The 23,122-nt window shown below is 62.0% G+C and carries 27 protein-coding genes; 12 read left to right on the forward strand and 15 right to left on the reverse strand.

The annotated features are described in order from the left end of the window. Nucleotides 1-20 precede the first annotated feature (20 nt). Entirely contained in the window at nt 21-242 is a 222-nt protein-coding gene (locus RB548_RS08645) for a DUF1289 domain-containing protein (RefSeq protein WP_331374522.1), read from the forward strand. Further along, on the forward strand, nt 239-940 hold the full coding sequence (locus tag RB548_RS08650; protein ID WP_331374523.1) for a TIGR02281 family clan AA aspartic protease: 702 nt from the start codon (nt 239-241) through the stop codon (nt 938-940). Before RB548_RS08645 ends, RB548_RS08650 begins: the two co-directional genes overlap by 4 nt. Before the next feature lie 106 nt (nt 941-1,046). On the opposite strand, the gene RB548_RS08655 is transcribed toward RB548_RS08650, so the two are convergent. From RB548_RS08655 to RB548_RS08700, 10 genes are all read right to left on the reverse strand, one after another. Continuing rightward, on the reverse strand, nt 1,047-1,808 hold the full coding sequence (locus RB548_RS08655; protein ID WP_331374524.1) for an ABC transporter permease: 762 nt from the start codon (nt 1,806-1,808) through the stop codon (nt 1,047-1,049). After that, the gene (locus RB548_RS08660) at nt 1,805-2,731 is read right to left on the reverse strand and encodes an ABC transporter ATP-binding protein (RefSeq protein WP_331374525.1); all 927 of its coding nucleotides are present in this window, start codon (nt 2,729-2,731) and stop codon (nt 1,805-1,807) included. Before RB548_RS08660 ends, RB548_RS08655 begins: the two co-directional genes overlap by 4 nt. 175 nt (nt 2,732-2,906) lie before the next feature. After that, nucleotides 2,907-3,380 (reverse strand): YeeE/YedE family protein, encoded by a 474-nt coding sequence (locus RB548_RS08665; protein WP_331374526.1) that lies wholly within the window; start codon nt 3,378-3,380, stop codon nt 2,907-2,909. Then, on the reverse strand, nt 3,377-3,784 hold the full coding sequence (locus RB548_RS08670; protein WP_331374527.1) for a YeeE/YedE family protein: 408 nt from the start codon (nt 3,782-3,784) through the stop codon (nt 3,377-3,379). Before RB548_RS08670 ends, RB548_RS08665 begins: the two co-directional genes overlap by 4 nt. Then, nucleotides 3,781-4,113, reverse strand: coding sequence for a sulfite-sensing transcriptional repressor BigR (bigR, locus tag RB548_RS08675; RefSeq protein WP_331374528.1), 333 nt, complete (start codon nt 4,111-4,113; stop codon nt 3,781-3,783). Before bigR ends, RB548_RS08670 begins: the two co-directional genes overlap by 4 nt. Before the next feature lie 12 nt (nt 4,114-4,125). Next, nucleotides 4,126-5,238 (reverse strand): MBL fold metallo-hydrolase, encoded by a 1,113-nt coding sequence (locus tag RB548_RS08680; protein WP_331374529.1) that lies wholly within the window; start codon nt 5,236-5,238, stop codon nt 4,126-4,128. Then, entirely contained in the window at nt 5,150-5,971 is an 822-nt protein-coding gene (locus tag RB548_RS08685; RefSeq protein WP_331374530.1) for a sulfite exporter TauE/SafE family protein, read from the reverse strand. The genes RB548_RS08680 and RB548_RS08685 overlap by 89 nt, the downstream gene beginning before the upstream one ends. Before the next feature lie 244 nt (nt 5,972-6,215). Next, the gene (locus RB548_RS08690) at nt 6,216-7,457 is read right to left on the reverse strand and encodes an extensin-like domain-containing protein (RefSeq protein WP_331374531.1); all 1,242 of its coding nucleotides are present in this window, start codon (nt 7,455-7,457) and stop codon (nt 6,216-6,218) included. Between the two features lie 367 nt (nt 7,458-7,824). Beyond that, nucleotides 7,825-8,373 carry a Kazal-type serine protease inhibitor domain-containing protein gene (locus tag RB548_RS08695; RefSeq protein ID WP_408642406.1) on the reverse strand — a complete coding sequence of 183 codons (549 nt, stop codon included), beginning with the start codon at nt 8,371-8,373 and terminating at the stop codon, nt 7,825-7,827. A gap of 308 nt (nt 8,374-8,681) precedes the next feature. Further along, on the reverse strand, nt 8,682-10,496 hold the full coding sequence (locus RB548_RS08700; RefSeq protein WP_331374533.1) for a methyl-accepting chemotaxis protein: 1,815 nt from the start codon (nt 10,494-10,496) through the stop codon (nt 8,682-8,684). Between the two features lie 212 nt (nt 10,497-10,708). Between RB548_RS08700 and RB548_RS08705 the strand changes: the two genes are divergently transcribed. Together RB548_RS08705 and RB548_RS08710 are read left to right on the forward strand one after the other, a co-directional pair. After that, the gene (locus RB548_RS08705; RefSeq protein WP_331374534.1) at nt 10,709-11,095 is read left to right on the forward strand and encodes an acyl-CoA thioesterase; all 387 of its coding nucleotides are present in this window, start codon (nt 10,709-10,711) and stop codon (nt 11,093-11,095) included. A gap of 4 nt (nt 11,096-11,099) precedes the next feature. Then, nucleotides 11,100-11,690: a hypothetical protein gene (locus RB548_RS08710; RefSeq protein WP_331374535.1), complete on the forward strand. Its 591-nt coding sequence runs from the start codon at nt 11,100-11,102 to the stop codon at nt 11,688-11,690. Between the two features lie 178 nt (nt 11,691-11,868). On the opposite strand, the gene RB548_RS08715 is transcribed toward RB548_RS08710, so the two are convergent. Next, nucleotides 11,869-12,222, reverse strand: coding sequence for a DMT family protein (locus RB548_RS08715; protein WP_136505716.1), 354 nt, complete (start codon nt 12,220-12,222; stop codon nt 11,869-11,871). A 259-nt stretch (nt 12,223-12,481) separates the two neighbouring features. Here RB548_RS08715 and uvrB point away from each other — a divergent pair, with 259 nt between their 5' ends. Then, nucleotides 12,482-15,502: an excinuclease ABC subunit UvrB gene (uvrB, locus tag RB548_RS08720; RefSeq protein ID WP_331374536.1), complete on the forward strand. Its 3,021-nt coding sequence runs from the start codon at nt 12,482-12,484 to the stop codon at nt 15,500-15,502. Between the two features lie 131 nt (nt 15,503-15,633). On the opposite strand, the gene RB548_RS08725 is transcribed toward uvrB, so the two are convergent. Then, nucleotides 15,634-16,251, reverse strand: a complete 618-nt coding sequence (locus tag RB548_RS08725; RefSeq protein ID WP_331374918.1) for a J domain-containing protein — start codon at nt 16,249-16,251, stop codon at nt 15,634-15,636. A 503-nt stretch (nt 16,252-16,754) separates the two neighbouring features. Here RB548_RS08725 and RB548_RS08730 point away from each other — a divergent pair. After that, nucleotides 16,755-16,967: a cold-shock protein gene (locus tag RB548_RS08730; protein ID WP_069458369.1), complete on the forward strand. Its 213-nt coding sequence runs from the start codon at nt 16,755-16,757 to the stop codon at nt 16,965-16,967. A 481-nt stretch (nt 16,968-17,448) separates the two neighbouring features. Here the strand turns inward: RB548_RS08730 and dusA are convergent, their stop codons facing one another. Continuing rightward, nucleotides 17,449-18,588 carry a tRNA dihydrouridine(20/20a) synthase DusA gene (dusA, locus tag RB548_RS08735; RefSeq protein WP_331374537.1) on the reverse strand — a complete coding sequence of 380 codons (1,140 nt, stop codon included), beginning with the start codon at nt 18,586-18,588 and terminating at the stop codon, nt 17,449-17,451. A gap of 495 nt (nt 18,589-19,083) precedes the next feature. Here dusA and RB548_RS08740 point away from each other — a divergent pair, with 495 nt between their 5' ends. Next, nucleotides 19,084-19,506: a YciI family protein gene (locus RB548_RS08740; RefSeq protein WP_331374538.1), complete on the forward strand. Its 423-nt coding sequence runs from the start codon at nt 19,084-19,086 to the stop codon at nt 19,504-19,506. Between the two features lie 34 nt (nt 19,507-19,540). On the opposite strand, the gene RB548_RS08745 is transcribed toward RB548_RS08740, so the two are convergent. Further along, on the reverse strand, nt 19,541-19,720 hold the full coding sequence (locus RB548_RS08745; protein WP_331374539.1) for a hypothetical protein: 180 nt from the start codon (nt 19,718-19,720) through the stop codon (nt 19,541-19,543). Here RB548_RS08745 and RB548_RS08750 point away from each other — a divergent pair. Further along, entirely contained in the window at nt 19,713-19,958 is a 246-nt protein-coding gene (locus RB548_RS08750) for a hypothetical protein (protein ID WP_331374540.1), read from the forward strand. The genes RB548_RS08745 and RB548_RS08750 overlap by 8 nt on opposite strands. A gap of 19 nt (nt 19,959-19,977) precedes the next feature. Here RB548_RS08750 and RB548_RS08755 read toward each other — a convergent pair whose 3' ends face one another. After that, nucleotides 19,978-20,409 (reverse strand): DUF4174 domain-containing protein, encoded by a 432-nt coding sequence (locus RB548_RS08755; protein WP_331374541.1) that lies wholly within the window; start codon nt 20,407-20,409, stop codon nt 19,978-19,980. 415 nt (nt 20,410-20,824) lie between these two features. Here RB548_RS08755 and RB548_RS08760 point away from each other — a divergent pair, with 415 nt between their 5' ends. The 4 genes from RB548_RS08760 to RB548_RS08775 all read left to right on the forward strand — a co-directional run bounded on the left by RB548_RS08760 (nt 20,825) and on the right by RB548_RS08775 (nt 23,116). Beyond that, a complete protein-coding gene (locus RB548_RS08760) occupies nt 20,825-21,064 on the forward strand; it encodes a DUF982 domain-containing protein (protein WP_331374542.1) in 240 nt (79 codons plus the stop codon). 306 nt (nt 21,065-21,370) lie between these two features. Further along, nucleotides 21,371-21,577, forward strand: coding sequence for a hypothetical protein (locus RB548_RS08765; RefSeq protein ID WP_136510096.1), 207 nt, complete (start codon nt 21,371-21,373; stop codon nt 21,575-21,577). 197 nt (nt 21,578-21,774) lie between these two features. Next, nucleotides 21,775-22,461, forward strand: a complete 687-nt coding sequence (locus tag RB548_RS08770; protein ID WP_331374543.1) for a fumarylacetoacetate hydrolase family protein — start codon at nt 21,775-21,777, stop codon at nt 22,459-22,461. Nucleotides 22,462-22,585: 124 nt separating this feature from the next. After that, the gene (locus tag RB548_RS08775; protein ID WP_331374544.1) at nt 22,586-23,116 is read left to right on the forward strand and encodes a gamma carbonic anhydrase family protein; all 531 of its coding nucleotides are present in this window, start codon (nt 22,586-22,588) and stop codon (nt 23,114-23,116) included. Nucleotides 23,117-23,122: the final 6 nt, after the last annotated feature.

Below are 23,122 nucleotides of genomic sequence, written 5' to 3' on the forward strand. Positions count from 1 at the left end.
AAACGGAGTAAGCCCCGACTGTGGAATCCCCCTGTATTCTCGTTTGTTCGATCGACGAAAGGACCGGCTACTGTTTCGGCTGCGGCCGCACGCGTGAAGAGATAGGTGCCTGGACGCTTTACACCGATGCGGAGCGGCACAGCATCATGGTGGCCCTGCCCGCGCGGCTCGACACAGTGGAACGCAAGCCGCGACGGGAAACGCGCCGGTCGCGCATGGCACGGGAACGAGATGGCGCATGAGTCGTCTGATATTTTTGCTGGCAATCCTCGCGGTCGGCCTCGCGCTCCTGATCTTCAATCACGTGAGCGGCGAAACCTTCGGAATCAACAACGATGATTTCGGGAGGCTTGTCGCACTCGGCGCGATCGCTGCCCTCCTGAGTGCGGCCATTCTCCGCGGCCGCGGGCGGCTCGGCGAGGGTTTGCGCCAGATCTTCATCTGGTTCCTGATCGCCCTCGCGTTGGTCTCCGTCTATGTCTACCGTTTCGAACTGCAATCCGTCGGCGACCGGCTGCTGGCGGGCCTGATTCCCGGACGGGCAATGGTGATTACCGACAGCGAGGGCCAGCAGGAGGTGGTGCTGCATCGCCGGCTCGACGGCCAATTCGCCGCGGACGCGACGATCAACGGCCACGAGGTCAGCATGCTGGTCGATACCGGCGCGAGCAGCATCGCACTCACCTACGAAGACGCCGAGAGGATCGGTCTCGATCCCGCGAACCTCAGCTACACGGTAGCGGTCCTGACGGCGAATGGTCGGGCGCTTGCAGCTCCGGTCACCCTGTCGGATATCGCCATCGGGCCAATCGAGCGCCGGAATATCCGGGCGATGGTCGCGGCCGAAGGAAAGCTCGACCGGAGCCTTCTTGGCATGAGCTTCCTCTCGACCCTCGATTTCCTCCAGATGCGCACGGACCAACTCCGGCTGCGCGATTAGAGCATCCGGCTTTTAAGTGGAATCACTGAAAGCGGATAAGATGCTCTAGAATCAAAGTGCTAGAGCGTCCTTTGTGCGTTCACTTGAACGCACGGCGCTCTAACCGTCAGTTCCGAAGCCTGTAGCCGGTGTGGAAAATCCAGGTCAGCACCGACATGCAGACAAGCAGGAAGACGAGAATGATGACAGCGCTCGCGACCGGATTGACGTCGGAAATCTCGAAGAAACTCCAGCGGAAGCCGCTGATCAGATAGAGCACCGGGTTGAAATGACTGACCGCCCGCCAGAACGGCGGCAGCATGTCGATCGAATAGAAGCTGCCGCCAAGAAAGACGAGTGGCGGAACGACCAGCATCGGGATGAGGTTCAACTGTTCGAAATCCTTGGCCCAGATGCCGATGATGAAGCCGAACAAGCTGAAGGTTATCGCCGTCAGTACGAAGAAAAACAGCATTACGAACGGATGGGCGATCGAAAGATCGACGAAGAGCGAGGCTGTCGCGAGGATGATCGTGCCGATCATCAGCCCTTTGGTTGCCGCCGCACCGACATAACCGAGGACGATCTCCAGCATCGATATCGGCGAAGACAATAACTCATAGATCGTGCCGGTGAACTTCGGGAAATAGATGCCGAAGGAGCCGTTGCCGATGCATTGGGTCAGAAGCGTCAACATCATCAGGCCGGGCGTGATAAAGGCGCCATAGGAAACACCGTTTATCTCCTGAATGCGTGCCCCGATCGCGGCACCGAAGACGATGAAATAGAGCGACGTGGATATCACCGGCGAAACGACGCTCTGCAGAAGCGTGCGGCGGGTGCGCGCCATCTCGAAGAAATAGATCGACTTGACTGCCTCGATGTTCAACGTTCCGCCCCCACGATCTCGACGAAAATATCCTCCAGCGAACTCTGCCGCGTGGAAATGTCCTTGAGCCGGATTCCCGCCTCCGCGAGCGCGGCAAGCAGCGCCGTGATCCCGGTCCGCCCGGCGCTCGTATCATAGTCATAGATCAGACAGTCGCCGTCGCCCTCGAGCGTCAGATTGTAGGAGGATAAAGTATCGGGCACGCGTTCCAGCGGTTGGGCGAGGTCGACCCGCAGTTGCTTGCGGCCGAGTTTCGTCATCAACGCCGCCTTCTCCTCCACCAGCAGGATCTCCCCGCCATTGATTACAGCGATCCGGTCGGCGATTTCCTCGGCCTCTTCGATGTAATGCGTGGTCAGAATGATCGTCACGCCCGAGGCGCGAAGCCCACTCACGACGTCCCACATGCTCTTGCGCAGATTGACGTCCACGCCGGCCGTCGGCTCGTCCAGGAAAAGCACCCGCGGTTCGTGCGACAGCGCCTTGGCGATCAGCACTCGCCGCTTCATCCCGCCCGAAAGCTCGCGCAGCATGTTGTCTTTCTTGTCCCAGAGCGACAGGTCCTTCAGCACCTTCTCGATATGGGCGGGATCCGGTTTCTTGCCGTGCAGCCCGCGCGAGAAGGAGACGGTATTCCATACCGTTTCGAAGGCATCGGTGGTGAGTTCCTGCGGCACAAGGCCGATCATTGCCCGCGTCTGGCGGAAATCGTGCACGACGTCGTGGCCATCGACCGTCACATGGCCCCCGCTTGCATTGACGATGCCACAGATGATCGAAATCATCGTCGTCTTGCCGGCCCCGTTCGGCCCCAACAAAGCGAGGATTTCGCCTTGCTCGATATCGAGGCTGACGCCTTTCAGCGCCTTGAAGCCCGATGCATAGGTCTTCGAGAGATTGGAAACGGAAACGATGGGCGCCATGCAAACGGGTCCGGGAATGGTGCGGGTTGGGCAGGATGCCGCTCTATATGGGCCAATTCGTACGGAATTGCAGCCCATGCCGGTCAAAATTCCCCGCGACACACCGTAAACCGGTCGCGTTCGCGAGCATCGGCATTTCCAAGTCGGAGCACCTTTCTCTGCAGACTAGCCGAGGTTAGGTAACCTGCCCCGCGTCGCGCGGCGATTTTCGCAGCCAAGACCGCGCAACCTCCAGGCGATCATACGCTGTCATTCCGGCAAACATCGCGGCGACGAACAGAAAGGTCGCAGGGAGGCCAAGGGCGAGCGAGGCGAGCGCGGGACCGGGGCAGAGCCCTACCATGCCCCAGCCGATGCCAAAAATCGCCGAACCCGCAATCAGGCGCCGGTCGACGACGCTCGTCGCCGGCAGGTGAAAGCGCTCGTCGAACAGCGGTTTCCGCATCCGGCGGGCAACGACAGCGCCGACGGCCGCCACTGCAACGGCGCCGCCGAGCACGAAGGCGAGGCTCGGGTTCCAGTCTCGCGCAATATCAAGAAAACCGCGTACGCGCGCAGGATCGAGCATGCCGGAGAGCGAGAGGCCCAGGCCGAAAATCACGCCCGAAGCGAGCGACGCGACGATCCGAAAACAGTTGCCGTTCGTCATGCGAAAATTCCCATCACGTAAACCGTCAGGATCGCCGTAGTCATGAAGGTCGCGACTGCCACTATCGAGCGTCTTGAAAGTCGCGCCAATCCGACCACGCCGTGGCCACTCGTGCAGCCGGACCCCATGCGAGAGCCGAAGCCGACCAGGAAGCCACCGACGACCAGGATCGGCCACGAAGCCGTCAGCGTCACCTCCGGCCATTGCCCGGACAAGAGGCGGAACAGCACCGGGCCGCAGGCCAAACCGACGACAAAGGCGGCTCCGGCGGCCAGCTGCACGCCCTGCAACAGTCGGCCGGCGATCCCGCTGATGCCTGCCACCCGGCCTGTGGCGAGCACCAGCACCGCCGCGGAAAGGCCGATCAACATGCCGCCCGCAAGCGCATTCCAGTAGTCGGTCAACGTTTCTCTCCGTCGCGGCAGAAGATCTCGTAGAGCGCCATCACCAGCCGCGAGGCTTTCTCCTCGGCGAGACGATAGAAGATCTGCTTGGCGTCTCGCCGCGTTGCGACGATGCCGGCCTCGCGCAGCACCGTCAGCTGCTGCGACAAGGTTGGCTGGTGAATGCCGAGCATCTCCTCCAACTGGCTGACCGAATGTTCGCCTTCAACGAGGGTGCAGACGATCATCAGTCGATTCGCGTTGGCGAGCGTCTTGAGCAGCGTCGTAGCGTCGCCGGCTCGCACGCTCATGTCCGGGCGCACGTTTCGAAATTTCATCACGGTTCCCATCGCCTTCTCCCGTCAGTTCCACGCAGCGCCCAGCAGCGCATTGAGCGGAAACTTCAGATAGCGCGCGCCGTTCGATTCCGGCTCCGGCAGCCGGCCGCCGCAAATATTGACTTGCAACGCGTGCAGGATGAGCTTCGGCATCGGCAGCGTCTTGTCACGCGCCTCGCGCAGCCGAACGAAGTCGTCCTCCGTCAATCCGGCCAGATGCGCATTGCAGCGCTCTTCTTCACCAACCGTACTTTCCCAACGTGCCTCGCGGCCGTTCGGCCGGTAGTCATGGCCGGTGAAAACGCGGGTTTCGTCGGGCAAGGCAAGGATCGTATTGATCGAGCGCCATAACTGGCGCGCATCGCCACCCGGAAAATCCGTCCGGGCAGTGCCGCTATCTGGCATGAAGATCGTGTCGTGCACGAAGGCCGCGTCGCCGATGATATAGGTCACGGATGCCAGCGTATGGCCCGGCGAATGCATGACCGAGGCCGCGATGGAACCGACGGAAAAGCGTTCGCCGTCGACGAAGAGATGATCCCACTGCGAACCATCCGTCGCCAGGTCCGGCCAGTTATAGATCTCCTTCCAGAGACACTGGACCTTCCGAATCTCGGCGCCAATCGCGGTTGGCGCGCCGGTCTTTTCTTTCAGATGGGCAGCCGCGGAAAAATGGTCCGCGTGCGGATGGGTGTCCAGGATCCATTCGACGGTCAATTCGTTATCGCGGACATAGTCGAGGATCAGGTCCGCTTGCTCGGTCGCCGTCGCCCCCGATTTTTCGTCGAAATCGAGCACGGGATCGATGATCGCACAGCGCTTCGTCGCGGGATCCGAAGCAACATACTGGATACTTCCCGTTCGGGGTTCGTAGAAACCTTTCACGTCCGGTCTTGCAATCGGGTCCACAGGCATGATCCCCCCCATAAAGTCATACAATATATAATTAAGTATATTATATATTGTAGACATTACAAGCGAAAAGCCGCGATCCAGCGCCGCGACGGCCGAAATGACAAGGTATGGAGGAGCTGACGCTTCGTTCCCGTCAGCCGTAGAGGCTGTAGAAGAACCGGGCAGCGATGAGCACCATGAAAACGCCGAATCCCGCCTCGAGCTGTCGCCTGCCCATGGCATGGGCAAGCCGCACGCCGAGGGGCGCGACGAGCAAGGTTATCGGGATGATCAGCGCCACGGCAATCCAGTTGATGAATCCGGTCGAAAGCGGCGGTAGGCCCGACGCACCCCACCCTGCCCAAATGTAGCCGAAGAGGCCCGGGATCGAGATCAGCACGCCAACGCCGGCGGAGGTGGCGACCGCCTGGTGAATCGGTCGGCTGTACAAGGTCATGAAGGTGTTGTTGAGCACGCCGCCGCCGATTCCCATGAGACCGGAAAGAATGCCGATCCCGACTCCGACCAGCCACTTGATCGGGTTCCTCGGGAGATCCGTGCCGATGTTCCAGCTCGCGCGGTTGAAGATCATCCGGAAGGCCAAGGCGAGCGCGATCACGGCGAAGATCAGGCGCAACGTCTCGCTGCCGACATGGGCTGCGATCACCGAGGCGAGGATCGCGCCGAGCGGCACCGCCACGATCCAGTTGCGCAGCAGGTCGATATCAACCACGCCGCGACGGTAGTGCGACAGGAACGAACGGACCGAAGTCGGAACGATGATCGCGATCGACGTGCCGACGGAAAGATGCATTCTGACCGCGTCATCGATGCCGAGCAGGCCGAAAACCTGATAGAAGACCGGCACGAGAATGGCCCCGCCGCCGATGCCGAAGAGGCCGGCGAGCACTCCGGCGACGACGCCGGCCGCCGCCAGCGCCAATGCAAACATCATCAATTCCGAGGCCGGCGGCATGAAGAAACTCGATTTTGCTGGATTCCGGCAAAGACGAATCCGGATCAGGGCTGCTTGCCTATCACTGTCATGAAACGGTGATGCTTTTCAATCACTTTGACCCGGCGTGGAGCGCCCTCGCTCTCCGTGATTTGCACTCCGGAGTCCCCTATTCTCCGGTATTTGGCCGGCTTTCCCCGCCGGCCTCTTTTTTTGCCTGCGTGGCGTCGCGGCCGCGATTCGGGAATTGCCCGAGTTTCAGAGGTCAGTCGCAATGCCGATAACCGGACTTGCGCGTTCTCAGGTCGAAGTGGAAGTGATCCTTGTGGAACGGGTCGCTGCCCGGGCCGAGCACGGTGTTGAAATACTTGCAGCTGTCGGAGCGCACGGCCTTCAGCAGGCCGCGTTCGCGGAAAGCAAAGAAGCCCTTCCTGCGAACATCGATCTCCTTGCCGTTCTTCAGGACGAACTTGCCGACGTCGATGGCGTTGCCGCGCGCATGTTCGGACATCGGATTGCCGCGGCGCGAATTCATCGTGCGGCAGGAATAGCCGCCGAGCGGCTTGATCGTCTTGACCCCGGACCAGTAGCGGTAGCGCGAGGACGGGGCGAGCTCGTATTTGACCCATTGGGCGAAGGCCTCAGTCACCTGGCAATTGAGCTTTACCGCGGGTTTGACCGCGATGCCGCCGGAAAGGCCGCTAAGCTCGATCGGGTAATCGATGCCGCAGGACGGTCCGTTGCTGATGCGCTGGACATCGCGGAAGACGACGCCGAGCTTCTTCAGGCGCTGGCGGCAGGCGACTTCCGAGCGAGGCATCTCACCAGTATATTCCGGCGCGGACATCGGATTGCGCACGCGCGGCAGGAAAGCGACCTGCTGCGGCTCCTGCGTCGGTCGGGCGGTTCGCTGGCGCTCTATGTAACGCGGCTTTTTCGCTTCCTCCGCCGAGATCTTCTCCGGCGCCAGCGGCGGCAGGTCAGGATCATAGCCGAGGTTCGGTTCGGATACGGGCGCCGGACCGGCCGGTCCGCCGAGTTGATGCACATTGTCCTCACCGATGCCGGCGACCACCGGCTGACTTGCATTACCCTCGGCAATCTCATTGCTCTGCTCTTCGGCGAGCCCGACGACGGGCTCTACCCCAAGCATGGCGTCCATGTTGACCCCTTCGGGAGGAATCGTCATTGGAGCGGCGCTTGCCATCTGCGTCTCGGCCGCCGGCATCGGTTCGCTGTCGATCATCGCTAGATCGCGATCCGCCTGCGCATCAGGACTGGCTGGCACAACATTCCCGCTTGAGACCGCGACCGGTTCACCCGATGGGTAAGCGGCCGCCATTTCCTGCCGCGAACGCGCGGTGGAACGCATGGGCTCTATGGCGCTGACACGAGCGCTGCCGTCGATCCGGGCAGATGGTGCGAGCACGTCGGTCGTGCAGGCGACCAGCGAAGCGGACAGCACCAGCGCGGTCAACGGTCGATGGAGAAGAGAAACACACGCCATACTCACTGCCGCCTTCGTCCACGACAAAGCGGAAGCCTTGTCGATGCGCTGCCGTTCCCACAGCGCAGCCCGTCCGGTCAGACGCGCAAAGGCCGCTGTAGCACCTTGAATTGCTGCGTGTTCTTATCCTCAATCAGCTATGACTGAGGGAGCCATGCAGCAGCCAAAACCCTGGCTGCCGCCTGTGTCGTCAAACGGGCGCACGGCTGAAAAAATCGGATCTCGATCGGACTTTATGCAAACAGGGTAAACGAAGCCTTTCCGGCGCCATACCAGATCCGGCAATCAACCCCGCGAGTCGTATGAGAATGGCCCGCATCCGTTCGCATGCGGGCCATAGAACTCCAGATCGATACCTGACAGGCCGTCAGCGGCATTCTCCGCGATGGACAATACTGAAACCGCCAACGCCAGCCTCGCAAGCATTTGGGAAGGTGCGCATGCGCCCGCCGCGCACGCCGCAGACCGGGGCAAACTCCATCGTGCAGGCCTGTGGCGCAGGAGGACGACCGCCACCGCGGCATTCGCCAGGCGCGATGACGCGGAACCCTTCTGCGCGGGCCATGCAGGCATTCGAAAACGTTTGCGTCCGTCGGCCGCGCTGGCCGCAAACCGGCGCGAACTCGCGCGTGCAGGCTTGTTGTGGTGGACGAGCGGCGGGACGGCATTGACCGCGATGGACCACCCGGAAGCCTTCCGCCCGCGCCTGGCAAGCATTGGGGAAAGACCTCAGGCGATTGCCGCGTTCACCGCATACCGGGTCGAATTCCATTGTGCAGATTGGCGTCGGGCGGCTGGGCCTCGGGCCGGGGCGCGGTTCGTCGACGACAACCGTGCAGGCCGAAAGGAAGCCTACCGCCATGAGGATCACAGCGGAGAGCCGCGAGATAAAAGGCTTGAGAAGCGACACAGGCATACCCCTCCCAATCGAATCGTTGGATCGCTTCATTGTCCTGTTGAAACAGTGGAACGATCTCACGCTTTGAAACGACACTATTAAGGACGGAAACCGTTACACACGTTTCCCGGGATTGCTTTAGCCCCAAGCGACCGGCCTGCCACGGCCAATCCTCTGCCGCACCATCTGACGCCGCCCGCGGTATTACGTCAAGTCCCGCGAGTTGCGTGCGCTTCCATACAACTGCCGATAGGGTCGGTATCGCATGAAAAAAGCCCGCGTCCGTTTGAACGCGGGCCAGTCTTTGCAAGAAGTCTTCTTCTCTGTCAGGCGGCCCTGCCGTAGACCGCGCGACGATCCCTTTCCTGCAGGCAGAACTTCGCGAGCAGCGCCTTCAGTTCGCGGCTCTCCTGTGCGAGCGTCTGGCTCGCGGCGGTGGTTTCCTCGACCATCGCAGCGTTCTGCTGGGTCATCTGGTCCATGCTGTTGACTGCGGTGTTGACCTCCTGAAGGCCGGTCGCCTGCTCCCGGGCGGCCGTCGCGATCGAGGCCACCTGCTCGTTCACGCGATTGACCAGGGTTTCGATTTCCATCAGGGCGTCGCCGGTCGAGCGCACCAGTTCCACCCCGGCGCCGACTTCCTTCACCGACGCGCCGATCAGATCCTTGATCTCCTTGGCGGCGCCGGCCGAGCGCTGCGCAAGCTCGCGCACCTCCTGGGCGACGACGGCAAAGCCGCGACCAGCCTCGCCTGCCCGCGCCGCCTCGACGCCGGCATTGAGCGCAAGCAGGTTGGTCTGGAAGGCGATTTCGTCGATCACGCCGATGATCTGGCTGATCCGGCTGGAGGACGCTTCGATGCGGCCCATGGCGTCGATCGCATTGCGCACGATGCCACCGGATTTCGCCGCGCTCGCCTTCGTCTCGTTGACCATGTCACGGGCCTCGTGGGCACGGTCGGAGGCATGGCGAACGGTCGAGGTGATCTCGTCGAGCGCCGCCGCGGTCTCTTCGAGCGCGGCCGCCTGCTGTTCCGTCCGGCGGGACAGGTTATTGGCGGCCTCGGAAATATCCCCGGCGCTGCCGTGGACGACCTCGGTCGACTGCGAGATTGCACCGATGACGTCGCGAAGTGCCGCAACGGCCGTGTTGAAGTCCTGCTGCAGCTTGGCATATTCGGGAGCGATCTCCTCGACTTCGGCCGTCAGGTCGCCGCTCGCCAGCCGCTCCAGCGCCGCGCCGATCGTGTCCATCGCGTCGGCTTGCGCCTCGGCGGTCGCGCGCTGGCGCTCCTCGTTGCCGCGCCGCTCCGCATTCAGCCTGTGCTGCTGCTCCTCCTCGCGCGAGCGCAATTCAAGCCGCTCCCGGACCGAATCGCGAAGCACGACCAGCACCTTGGCCATCTGGCCGATTTCGTCGCCGCGATCGGTTTCCGGCACATCGGAGGAAAGGTCCTCGTCCGCAATCGCACGCATCGAGACCTTCAGCTTCTCGACCGGCCGCACGACGCTGCGCACGATCGCCAGCGCCGCCATCAGGATTGCCAGCGCCGCTGCAGCGAGAATGCCGGCCATCTGCCAGGCGCGCTCGCGGAACATCGCCGCGAGATCGTCGGCATAGACGCCGGTGCCGACCACCCAGCCCCAGGGCTCGAAGCCGGCCACATGGGAATATTTCAGTACCGGCTCGTCGGCCCCCGGCTTCGGCCAGTAGTAGTCGACGAAACCCTTGCCGTGCGCCTGCACCGTCTTGACGAATTCGACGAAGAGATGCTTGCCGTTCGGGTCCTTGTTGGCGGTGAGGTCCGTGCCGTCGAGCTCCGGCTTGATCGGGTGCATTACCATGGTCGGGTGCATGTCGTTGACCCAGAAGTAGCCGCTGCCCTGGTAACGCATTGCCCTGACAGCTTCGAGCGCACGCTTCTGTGCCTCCTCGCGCGGAAGCGTTCCGGCCGCCTCCTGCTTGTAATAGGCGTCGAACACCGTGACGGCGTTCTCGTTCATCGCCGCGAGCATCGCCTTGCGTTCCGCGACCAGCTTGTCCTGCGCCTGAACCAGCCCAAACGTCAGTGCCGCCGCCATTGTCAGCAGCGCAAACCCCACCAGCGCGTAGAGACGCGCCGAAATCCGAAACTTTCTCATCCCCAGCCTCCAATTTGAGGCTGCAGGATAGGTGCAGGTCTTTGCAAAGCTCCTAACAAAGGATTGCTAAATTTTGCGGTACTCAATTAACGATTTGGGAACCGCTAACGGCCTTCACAGCACTCTCGCTCCACGCGGAATTGTCGGCAGGCACTCTTTCCTTGCCGACCGACCATGCGGTAGATCTTGTTTGACAACAGGGAGACGGGCCGATGACCGAAGCGATCAAGCCGAACGGCGAGCTTACCTTGCGCACACTCGCCATGCCAGCCGACGCCAATGCCGCCGGCGATATCTTCGGGGGCTGGGTCATGGCCCAGATGGACCTTTCCTGCGGCATTCGCGCCGCTGAACGCGCCAGAGGCCGCGTGGTGACGGCCGCCGTCAAGGAAATGGCCTTCGCCCTGCCGGTGAAGATCGGCGACACGCTTTGCGTCTACACCGACATCGTCAAGGTCGGGCGCACGTCGATGACGTTGAAGGTGGAGACCTGGGCGCAGCGCTACCTCTCCCACGTCATGGAGAAGGTCACGGACGCAATCTTCGTGATGGTGGCGCTCGATTCAACCGGAAAACCGACGCCGGTACCGGAAGAATAGGCAGATGGAAGCGCCCGCGCCTGATCCGGCGATCTTCTCCCATATCCGCATCGTCATGGGCATGATCATCAGCCTCAGCCTGGCGCGGCTGCTGAGCGGTGTCGCACTTTTCGTCCAGCACCCCGGCAAGACCAAGGTCTACTGGATCCACCTTGGCTGGGTGTTGTTCATGTTCGTCTTCCTGCTGCATTTCTGGTGGTGGGAATATTACCTGCACGCACTCGCAGTGATCGATTTCAGCGTCTACCTCTTCGTCATTCTCTACGCCTGCATCTACTTCTTCCTCTGCGTCCTGCTCTTTCCGACCTCGCTGGACGAATATGCCGGCTACGAGGAATATTTCCTGTCGCGGCGGGCGTGGTTCTTCGGTTTCCTCGCGGTCGCCTTTGCGGTCGACCTCCTCGATACGGGTCTCAAGGGCAAAGCCCATTTCGAAAGCTACGGCCTCGAATATCCGCTGCGCAACGCGGCCTATATCATCCTGTGCATCGCCGCCGCCTGGACGCCGAACAGGCATTTTCATGCGATCTTCCTCGTCGGTGGTCTGCTCTACCAACTGATCTGGATCTATCGCGCCTTCGACCTGCTTAGCTGATCGCGCTGAAATTCAGCTTCGCATTCGGAGACGCGCCGTGGCGCGCGCTTTCGCCCCTCACCCTAACCCTCTCCCCGCACGCGGGGAGAGGGAACTGGAGAGCGTGCAACTTGTCCCTTCTCCCCGCCGGCGGGGAGAAGGTGCCGGCAGGCGGATGAGTGGCAAATTGCGAACAATCTCACCCCTTGAAAATGAACGAGGCGCCGGCGGCGATCAGCGCGAAGCCGATGACGTGGTGCCAGCCGATCGACTCCTTCAGCCAGAAGATCGAGAAGATGACGAAGATGGTGAGCGTGATCACCTCCTGCATCGTCTTCAGCTGCGCTGCCGAATAGACCGAGTGGCCGATGCGGTTGGCCGGCACCGCCAGCCAGTATTCGAAGAAGGCGATGCCCCAGCTCGCGACGATGACGATGTAGAGCGGTGAGGACGTGAACTTCAGGTGACCATACCAGGCAAAGGTCATGAAGACGTTGGAGACAAGCAGAAGCAGCACCGGCCAGACATAGGCGGGATTGATGGCGAACGGCATGAAGACCTCAGGAGGGAGCGAATCGTTTTCCCGAGGATGAGCCGATCGATATCGCCACCGCAAGCGCCCTCGCCGTGCCGACACCGCGCTTTCCAGGGTCTCCTCAGGCAAAACCCCTTCCCGACCGATCTGGCCACTAGCGGCCCCTATGCAGCCGCCGAGCGCCAAGCCCATCACGGTTGCGGGAAACGCCCGTTTCGTTTCCCTTTTGTACTCATTCCCCCTTCACATTCGGGCTGACTCTGTCCATATTCCGGCCATGGCCCAAAATCCGAAGAACTCTCCGAAGAAATCGTCAACACCCAGCGGTTTCGAAGAAGCACCGCAGGCGCCGCTTTCCGGCACGCCGCTGTCCGGCAATGTTTCCGACTGGGTAAAGCAGCTCGAGGCGGAAGCCGAAGCCAGTACCTTCGAAAGCCAGCGCGAGATCGCCTCTAAGGCGGGCAAGCATCGCAAGAAGGTCGAGATCGCTGCGTCCAAGAAAGCAGCAGCGGACAGCCCGCGCGGCGGCAAGGGCAAGCCGGAGATCGTCGGCGGCAAAACCGCCCGCGGCACGTCGATGGGCGGTAGTCACGACCCGAAGACGCGCGCCGCCGCGGGGCTCAATCCGGTGGCCGGCCTTGATGTCGCGCTGGAGGATGCCGACAAGCTGACCGCCGGTTCGGGCGTCACGGCCACCGTCGAAGCGCTCGCCAAGCTGATCGAGAGCGGCAACCCGCTGTTCAAGGACGGCAAGCTCTGGACGCCGCACCGCCCTGCCCGGCCCGAGAAATCGGAAGGTGGCATTTCGCTGAACATGGTTACGGACTATCAGCCCTCCGGCGACCAGCCGACGGCGATCGCAGACCTTGTCGATGGCCTTTCCTCCGGCGAGCGCAACCAGGTGCTGCTCGGCGTCACCGGCTCGGGCAAGACCTTCACCATGGCAAAGGTGATCGAGGCTACGCAGCGCCCGGCCGTCATCCTCGCGCCGAACAAGACGCTCGCCGCCCAGCTCTATTCAGAATTCAAGAACTTCTTCCCGGACAACGCGGTCGAGTATTTCGTCTCCTACTACGACTACTACCAGCCGGAAGCCTATGTGCCGCGCTCGGACACCTATATCGAGAAGGAATCCTCGATCAACGAGCAGATCGACCGCATGCGCCATTCGGCGACGCGCTCGCTCCTGGAACGCGACGACGTGGTCATCGTCGCCTCTGTCTCCTGCATCTACGGTATCGGCTCGGTCGAGACCTATACGGCGATGACTTTCCAGATGAATGTCGGCGACCGGCTCGACCAGCGACAACTGCTGGCCGACCTGGTGGCGCAGCAGTACAAGCGCCGCGACATGGATTTCCAGCGCGGCTCGTTCCGCGTGCGCGGCGACACCATCGAGATTTTCCCCGCCCACCTGGAGGATGCCGCCTGGCGCATCTCCATGTTCGGCGACGAGATCGACTCGATCACCGAGTTCGACCCGCTGACCGGCCAGAAGACCGGCGACCTGAAATCGGTGAAGATCTACGCCAACTCGCACTACGTGACGCCGCGCCCGACGCTGAACGCCGCCATCAAGTCGATCAAGCAGGAACTGGCTTTTCGGCTCGAGGAACTGGAAAAGGCGGGCCGCCTTCTCGAAGCGCAGCGGCTGGAGCAGCGCACCCGCTACGACCTCGAAATGCTGGAGGCCACCGGCTCCTGCCAGGGCATCGAGAACTATTCGCGTTATCTCACCGGCCGCAAGCCGGGCGAGCCGCCGCCGACGCTGTTCGAATATATTCCCGACAACGCGCTGATCTTCATCGACGAGAGCCACGTCACCATTCCGCAGATCGGCGGCATGTATCGCGGCGACTTCCGTCGCAAGGCGACGTTGGCCGAATATGGCTTCCGCCTGCCCTCCTGCATGGACAACCGCCCGCTGCGCTTCGAGGAATGGGACGCGATGCGCCCGGACACGATCGCCGTCTCGGCAACGCCCGGCGGCTGGGAGATGGAACAGTCCGGCGGCGTCTTTGCCGAACAGGTGATCCGCCCGACCGGCCTCATCGACCCACCGGTCGAGGTGCGTTCGGCGAAGACGCAGGTCGACGATGTGCTCGGAGAAATCCGCGAGACCGCCGCCGCCGGCTACCGCACGCTCGTCACCGTGCTCACAAAACGCATGGCGGAGGATCTCACAGAATATCTGCACGAGCAGGGCGTGCGGGTGCGCTACATGCACTCCGACATCGACACGCTGGAGCGCATCGAGATCATCCGCGACCTGCGCCTCGGCGCCTTCGACGTGCTGGTCGGCATCAACCTGTTGCGCGAGGGCCTCGACATTCCCGAATGCGGCTTCGTCGCCATCCTAGACGCCGACAAGGAAGGTTTCCTGCGCTCGGAAACCTCGCTGATCCAGACGATCGGCCGCGCCGCCCGCAACGTCGACGGCAAGGTCATCCTTTACGCCGACACCATCACCGGCTCCATGCAGCGCGCGATGGAGGAAACCGCCCGCCGCCGCGAGAAGCAGATGGCCTACAACCTCGAAAACGGCATCACGCCGGAATCGGTGAAGGCGAAGATCTCCGACATTCTCGACAGCGTCTACGAGCGCGACCACGTGCGCGCCGACATTTCCGGCGTCTCCGGCAAGGGTTTTGCCGACGGCGGACATCTCGTCGGCAACAATCTGCAGGCGCATCTCAACGCGCTCGAAAAACAGATGCGCGACGCCGCCGCCGACCTCGACTTCGAAACCGCTGCACGTCTCCGCGACGAGATCAAGCGCCTCAAGGCCGCCGAGCTCGCCGCGCTGGATGATCCGCTGGCACGCGAAGAGGCAAGGTCGCAGGAAAGCGGCAAGCGGGCCAGCAAGGGCACGGCATACGCGACCGACTCCCTCCCCCCTGTGGGGAGGGTTGGGGAAGGGAAAAACCAGGAAGCCCCTCCCGGCCCTACGGGCCACCCTTCCCACAAGGGGGAGGGAAAGACCGGCGGCTACTTCGCCAAGCCCTCGCTCGACGAGATGGGGCCAGGCACCGACACCGAACGCCCGCTCTTCCGCAAGCCCGACCTCGACGAAATGGGCCACGACGTCGCCGTCCCTGCCGGCAAGGGGCAATCGCTCTTCCGCAAGAACACGCTCGACGAGATGACCGTCGGCCGGACGGAAAAGCCGGTAGCGGGAAAGGTGCCGGAGAAGCCGCTGATCCGGGCAAAACCGGGTGTTGGGTCGTATGAGGACCCGGCGGAGGAGAAGCGCCGCAAAGGGCGGACGAAGGGCAAGACTGGGCGGCCGGGGCGGTGAAGCCCCGCCTATTCTGAGTGGCTGCATACCACTTTCGCGGGAAGGCATATAGAGACTCAATCTCTATCAAATTCGGTGTTCAACAGTTTTCCGCGACGTTACTCAGAGGGGCTGCAAAATCGCCTGCTTTCCTACTCCGCCGCGCGCGCCTTCACCTCGATCGCCTCCAGCTCGTACGAATACCCCTCCAGCATCGTATAGGCCTGTTCGATCGCCTCGATCTGCGCTTCGGCGTTCTTGATCGCCTCGGCGATCGACTGGCTGCGGGCGCGGAGCATCGAGCCGAGCACGTCGGTCTCCGGGCGGCGGCCGAGGCGGTCGAGGTGTTTGCGGACGCGGGAGCGGTGGCGTTCGAGTTCGAGGATGTGGAAGCGGTTCTTGACGATGTCGTCGGAGAGTTTTCGGCGCATGGCCGCGACGGGATCGAAGGTGCCGGGCTCGCGCTCGTCGAGGATGAACTCGTTGACCAGCGCTTCGAGCATCATCAGCCCCTTGAGGTCCCTGGGATCGGCGAGCTGCGGATCGTAGCCGGTGTCGTCATAAACCTTGCGGCGCACCGGATCCTTGAGCAGGTCATAGGCCGCCTGCAGCTTGCCGAACTGCTCGGCATCGCCGCCGCGGTCCGGATGCGCGGTCTTTACCGCCCTTCGATAGGCGGTCCGGATCGCCCGCTCGTCGGCGTCGCGCTCAATTCCGAGGAGGACGTAGGGATCGATCACGCCGGACACCTGTTCTTCATCAATGGCAATGTTCCTCTCCGGCCAGACCTACCGGTTCGCTGCGTCGGCAGCAAGCCCGTGATGGTTGCATCCGGGCTCGCTACGCTCAGCCGAGCGTCGGGACGAAAATGTGGTCAGAAAAAGGCAATCCACGACTTTTCGGGATCGACGTGTGGCCGAGCCAAGCGGCACAAAAGGCCGGGGGCAAGGCATTGCGCCCGGCTTTGCCGCATCCGGAAACTCCGCTTGCCTTTTTTCGCAAATACTGCCACTTCTAAGTTGTTCGGGCGTTTTCAATCCCGGAGACTGGACTTTCGTTTGAGCCCGGCCATTCCGCCGGGACTGCCGCAAGCGGCATCGTTGACGTCTTTTCCCCGATATCGTGACCACTCGACGCCTTTCAGTGCCTCTAGCGCTGAAGACGACCCGTTCGCATCCCTCCGGGGGCGCGGACACTACCTGCGGCAGCCGATGCGTGTTATTGAAGCGCTGGGTTGCGGCAAAAGACAGACTGAAGGAAAAGGACTTCTTCCATGGCCACCAAGGGCACCGTAAAATTCTTCAACCAGGACAAGGGTTTTGGTTTCATCACGCCGGAAGGCGGCGCGAAGGACGTTTTCGTCCACATCTCCGCCGTTCAGGCCGCAGGCCTCGCAACCCTGAAGGACGGCCAGCAGGTCTCCTTCGACACCGAGCCGGACCGCATGGGCAAGGGCCCGAAGGCCGTCAACCTCCAGGCTATCTAAGCCGGACGTTTCTGTTCGAATTTAAAGAACGGCGCTTCGCAAGAGGCGCCGTTTTTTTGTTGGGCCGGACTTGCGAAGTACGCACCGCGCCATCGTGCTCGCATTCCCGTGCTTGTCACGGGAAACCGGTCAAAGCGTTCGTGCGGGGGGCACATCGCGGAGCTGGTCGGGGCGGCGCCCCCCTCTGCCCTGCCGGGCATCTTCCCCACAAGGGGCGAGATCGGCAAGCGGCGATGTCCCGTTCAACCGATTGCGCTGTGCTCCGTTGAATCGGGTGTCCGCGAGTTCCCTGTCAGGCAGGACCTTGCTTCTGGCCGATCTCCCCCCTTGTGGGGGAGATGCCCGGCAGGGCAGAGGGGGTATTCACACCCTGCAGCCTCATCGGATTTGGCTTTCGCCTAAGCATTTCTCGTGCCCAAGGACTTGGGACGCGCTGGCTTCCCGTGACGAACCGAGGAATAGGGGACAGGAGGAGCGCGCCCTACTCCGCCGCCTGCCTTGCCATCGCGGCTTCCAACACCGCGTCGAAGGCCGCGTGGATGACCTCGGGGCCGGCGCCCTTGCGGGTGGCGTCGGCGGAAAGGAGCTGGCGGAAGCGCCGGGCGCCGGGCCAGCCCTGGAACAGGCCGATCATGTGCCGGGTGACATGGATCAGCCGGCCGCCGCTGGCGATGTGGGCGGCGGCATAGTCCGCCATGACGTCCCGGACACCGGCCCAGAAATCGAGCGACAGGCGATGGTGGCGATCCGAAAAGGCGTGCGGCTCGATCGGCTCGGGCGCGGCGCCGGTCAGGGGATGGGCGAAATAGCCGTCGGCGGCGGTCAGGAGGCCGCTGTCGTGATAGGCGGCACGGCCGAGCATGACGCCGTCGAGGGCCGGCCCGTTTCCGGCTTCGACGACAGGCTCCAGCGCGGCGCCGGGCGGCAACAGGCGGTGATCCAGATGCGAAAGCGCCTGATCAAGAGTCTGAAGACCGCCGTTGAGACCGATGAAAAGATTCGGATTTTCCGCTTTCAGCCGATGCACGAGGCCATAGTCTAGCGGCGGGATCTCGCGGTTCTCCCGTGGGCTCAGGCCTTGCAGCCAGGCCTTGCGCGCATGCACCCAGACGGCATCCGTGCCGGCATCGTTCACGCGAGCGACAAGGTCGCGCAACGCCTGTTCCGGATCCTGATCGTCGACGCCGATACGGCATTTGACGGTGACGGGAATTCCGACGGCCGCCTTCATCGCCGCGACACATTCGGCAACGAGCGCCGGCTCCTGCATCAGGCAGGCGCCGAAAGTGCCCGACTGCACCCGATCGGACGGGCAGCCGACATTCATGTTGATCTCGTCATAGCCGAAGCCTGCGCCGATCCGGGCCGCCTCCGCCATCTTTGCCGGATCATTGCCGCCAAGCTGCAGGGCGACCGGGCTCTCCGAGTCATGGGAGCCGAGCAGCTTGTCCCGATCGCCCCGCAGGATCGCGTCGGCGACGATCATCTCCGTGTAAAGCAGCGCATGGCGCGAGAGCTGCCGCGCGAAGAAGCGGTAGTGACGGTCGGTCCAGTCGATCATCGGCGCCACGGCGAAGACCGGCGCCTTGAAATCGTAAAGTTTTCTCGGTTTCTCGGGCATTTCCAATGCTCTCTTGTCGTACCATTTTCCAGCGTTTAGCGACGTTCTCTACTGCTTTTGTACAAATGTACGTCAGCTGTCATGGCAAATTGCCATCAGTGGTCCCGGTGGCATGCCAGTGGGAACTATCGTCGAGCACAAGAAGGCCGATGGATCGGCCGCCTACGTAGCGCAGATACTGCTTCAACAGAAGGGGGAAGATTGTGTTCCGGGAGTGACGCACCTTCAAGAGGCGGCCGGCTGCCAACGAATGGATGAAAGCGCGAGAGGTGGAACTGAAGAAGCCCGGCGGATAGACGATAGCCAGAACGGCCTTCGGCGACGGCGAATATTGCCGATGCAAGCGGGAACCCGCCGGGGATCGGTGAAGGCGTAGCAAAGGGCCACGTGCGCGGCGACGGCAGAAATTTTGTGCCACCGCTGTCGGCTTTTACCAACATCGCGCGTTCCTATGTCCGAGGCTGATTGGGCCGAACGAACAAGGGAGATCAAGCGATGCGTGTCTTAGTCATGGTAAAGGCCACGAAGGACAGTGAAGCGGGCATCATGCCCACGACAGAACTGCTCGAAGCCATGGGCAAGTACAACGAAGAGCTGGTGAAGGCCGGCATTTTGCTGGCGGCCGAGGGGCTGCATCCCTCCTCCAAGGGAAAGAGGGTAGCCTTCGACGGAACCCAGCGGCTCGTCATCGACGGCCCCTTCGCCGAAACCAAGGAAGTGGTCGCCGGCTTCTGGATCTGGCAGGTGAAGGACATGGACGAAGCGATCGCCTGGGTGAAGCGCTGCCCGAATCCGATGCCCGGCCCGAGCGAGATCGAGATCCGCCAGGTTTTCGAGCTGGAGGATTTCAGCGAGGCGCTGACGCCCGAAGTCACCGAGCTGCTTGAGGGCGTCCGTGACAAGCTTGCCAAGCAGTAGCCCTGCGCCAGCTCAAACGGTACTCTGACAAAGTTCAGAACTTTGGAAGCCCTGCAAACGCGGGGCTTTTTGCTTCAAGTCGCTCAAGCGACACCGCCGCGCCTGCAACCATCTCGCCATCGATCACGTATTGTCCAGCAAAAGGATTTTCCGTGATGGAACCACGCGGATGCTCCCGGAGTTCATTTTCCGAGTGAGGAAGAACGATGGCCAAAGCGCTAGCACAATACATTCGCAACGATCATCGCGACCGCGATCTCGAATGCCAACGTGCCATGGGTGACGATTTCGAGCTGCTGATCGCCGTCGCCGAAAGCGAAGGCTGGACATGGCAGGAGATCGCGCTGGCTTTGATGGAACTCACCGAAGAGTATGTGGCAGCGATGCGCGTCGATGCCCAGGTGAAGGAAGGCGCCTCGGTAGGACTGCCGATTTCAAAGACATTGCATTGACCTGCCGCGGTCGAGGACCTCAGTTCCTCGACGCATGATAATTTGCTGGCGTGGCGCCGCCCCTGAAAAGCGCGAAAAATTCAGCCGGCCTTTTCGGTTCGTTGGCATGAAGTCTCACCGATCCGTCCTTCCCTACAACCACAACGGTGAAGTCGCGAACCTCGTTGACGTCGAGGTCCTCGCGAATTTGGCGAGCGTCGAGGTCGCCGCCGGCTCCGTATAGCGGCACCGCGCAACCGTCCCTGACACGCAGGACGACAACGTCGTGACGCGCGAGATCGCGGTGCTCCGCAAGCAGCAGTTTCTCCTGACGCTCCGCTTTCTCGTTCGTCAGGTCGCAGAAGATGACGACGACGCGATTTTTCCATTCGAATTGGGCGAGACTGCTGCCTGCATACTGCGACAGCGAAGGCTCACCAAGAATTTCGGCCACCAGCGATTTGGTCCACATTGTTCCTTCCTAACCCGACAGAAGACCGTCGCGCCGTCCCAACTCGGCGCGCGATCGACCACGATGAACTCGTCAGGGGATTTTCGTCCGGTTCGCCAACGTCCAGGGCAATCGTCCGGCCGCTCCCCTCAGAGCATACGGAAACGAAACCCCTGTAGGGCCCGATTGGTTCCTCCGGCCGACGAAGGTCCGCAATATAGCGGACAAACCGCAATTCCTGCGCTACATTGAAGCGCTTGGCTCTACAGCGCCGCGCGTCCTGTCCGGCGCCGAGAGGACGCTGTAGCACTTTGAATTGCTGCATGTTTCAAATCGACTAAGATTTGGGGAGGCATGCAGTGGGTGCACGTCCGCGGAGTGCGGAACCTGGGCCCACCCGACGACGTTGTTGTACATGATCTCAAGGAGGAGAAGCATGCATCAAGTGTTGTGGAGCCATCCCATCGAGGTTGGATTGACCGGTAACGACGTGCGTACGGTCAAGGGACCGTCCGACGCGCTGAGGTGCCTGGCGGACCAGTGGCCCCACCGTGGACCTTACTATGTCGCCGCCCGCAGCGCCTGCCGTGCAGCAATCGCGGGCCGCCGCACCGTCGAGGAAGCGCGCAAGCTCTTTATTTCCGCCGCAAAAGAGGCGCATCTAGAGACGCATTGAAGCACCGGCGCACGACGCCCAGATATTGCTCGCATCGGCGAAGGTATTTTTGTTTCCGCGGCAGCCTGTTTCCGGCTCCGTCTATCTGCGTATAATATCAGTTTCCGTCCAAAGCCACCGTCGGCGGAACCCGCTACTATTCGTACCCGCTTATCTCGAAATGAGACAGAAATCTCCGCGAAACCGCCCGATTTCTGTCGCGAAGCGTTCATTTCTCTCAGTTATATTCTGAGGTGCCTCACAAAAACCAATTTCGGAGAGCTTTAGTCCACACCAAAAGGGAAAAAATAAAACGGGAGAGCCAGCATGAGCGAGAGCCATCTCTATCGCATAGTCGAAGTCAGCATGAAGCGCGAAAGCGGCCGCAAGGACATCGGCATCATGACAGTCCGCCAGGCCCTTGAACTTCCCGAAGTACCCAGCCTCGAATACAGCCACCCGGAACTCAACTCGCGCTCGGACGGCCGGTTTCTGACACGCGACCAGCTTAAAGCCTACGTGCGCTGCGCCTGATTGCAGCCGCCGTGTCGAACCATCGGCATAACTTTGCCTCTTGCGGCAGCCCTTCCGGCTGCTAACGTCCAGCTTCAGATTCGCCGCAGTGCCGCGTGTCTATCGACATGCAAGGTCGCTGCGGCGTTTCGAATTTCCGTAGGATGGCCCCGGGATCGATTTTCGCCGCCGGGTCGACCACGGTAGAAGGGACGATCATGGATACAGTCATACCGCCCTCGCCACCCGTGCTGCTACCGATTTCCGGCAGCCTCGTGGGCTTCCCCGTCCGGCGCGTCTATTGCGTCGGCCGCAACTACGCGGCTCACGCGATCGAGATGGGACATGATCCCGACCGCGAACCGCCCTTCTTCTTTCAGAAGAATCCGGACAACCTGCTGCCGCCGGGCGAGAACTTCCCCTACCCGCCGCGTTCCTCCGATGTCCACCACGAGGTTGAACTGATCGTCGCCCTGCGCAGCGGCGGCGCCGACATTCCCGTCGAGGAAGCGCTCAACCATGTCTACGGATACGCCGTCGGCATCGATTTCACGCGCCGCGACCTGCAGGCGGAAGCCAAGAAAGCCGGCAAGCCTTGGACGGCGGCCAAGGCCTTCGAGCACTCCGCACCGGTTTCGGAGCTCGTACCGTCGGAGGCGATCGGCCATCCGGTCAACGGCAATATCTGGCTGAAGGTCAACGGCGAAACGCGCCAGCAGGGCGATCTCGACCAGATGATCTGGAAGGTCCCGGAGATCATCGCCGAGCTTTCGACGACCTTCAGGCTTGCGCCGGGCGACGTGATCATGACCGGAACACCCGCAGGCGTCGGCGCGGTCGAGCGCGGCGACGTCGTCACTTGCGGCGTCGACGGCATCGCCGCACTCTCCGTCACCGTGGTCTGACCTACAGCGCCGCGCGCCTAATCAAACGCGCAAAGGACGCTGCAGCACTTTGAATTGCTGCATGTTTTGCCCTTGGATCGGTTAGGATTTAAGGAAACATGCAGTAGCCAGGAAGGAAAAACGCATGCCATTCTTCGCACTCGGTTCGCTGCGGCCGCAAACACCGGCCGAAGGCCGCTATTGGGTCGCGCCCGACGCCAATCTCATCGGTCATGTGGAAATCGGCGAGGATGTCGGCATCTGGTTCGGCGCGACGCTGCGCGGTGACAACGAGCCGATCCGCATCGGTGCACGCACCAACATCCAGGAAGCGGTGATCATCCATGTCGACCCCGGTTTTCCCACGACGATCGGCGAAGGTTGCACCATTGGCCACCGGGCGATCATCCACGGCTGCTCGATCGGCGACAACTCGCTGATCGGCATGGGCGCGACCGTGTTGAATGGTGCGCAGATCGGCAGGAACTGCCTTGTAGGTGCCAATGCACTCATCACCGAAGGCAAGCAATTTCCAGACAATTCGCTGATTGTGGGCGCGCCAGCCAAGGCGATCCGTACTCTTGACGACGCCGCCGTCGAGAGGCTCAAGCGTTCCGCCGAACATTACGTGAAGAACTGGCAGCGCTATGCCGCCCAACTCACGCGGCTGGACTGACGGCTA

The sequence above is a fragment of the Sinorhizobium chiapasense genome, from assembly GCF_036488675.1.
GTDB classification, from domain to species: domain Bacteria; phylum Pseudomonadota; class Alphaproteobacteria; order Rhizobiales; family Rhizobiaceae; genus Sinorhizobium; species Sinorhizobium chiapasense.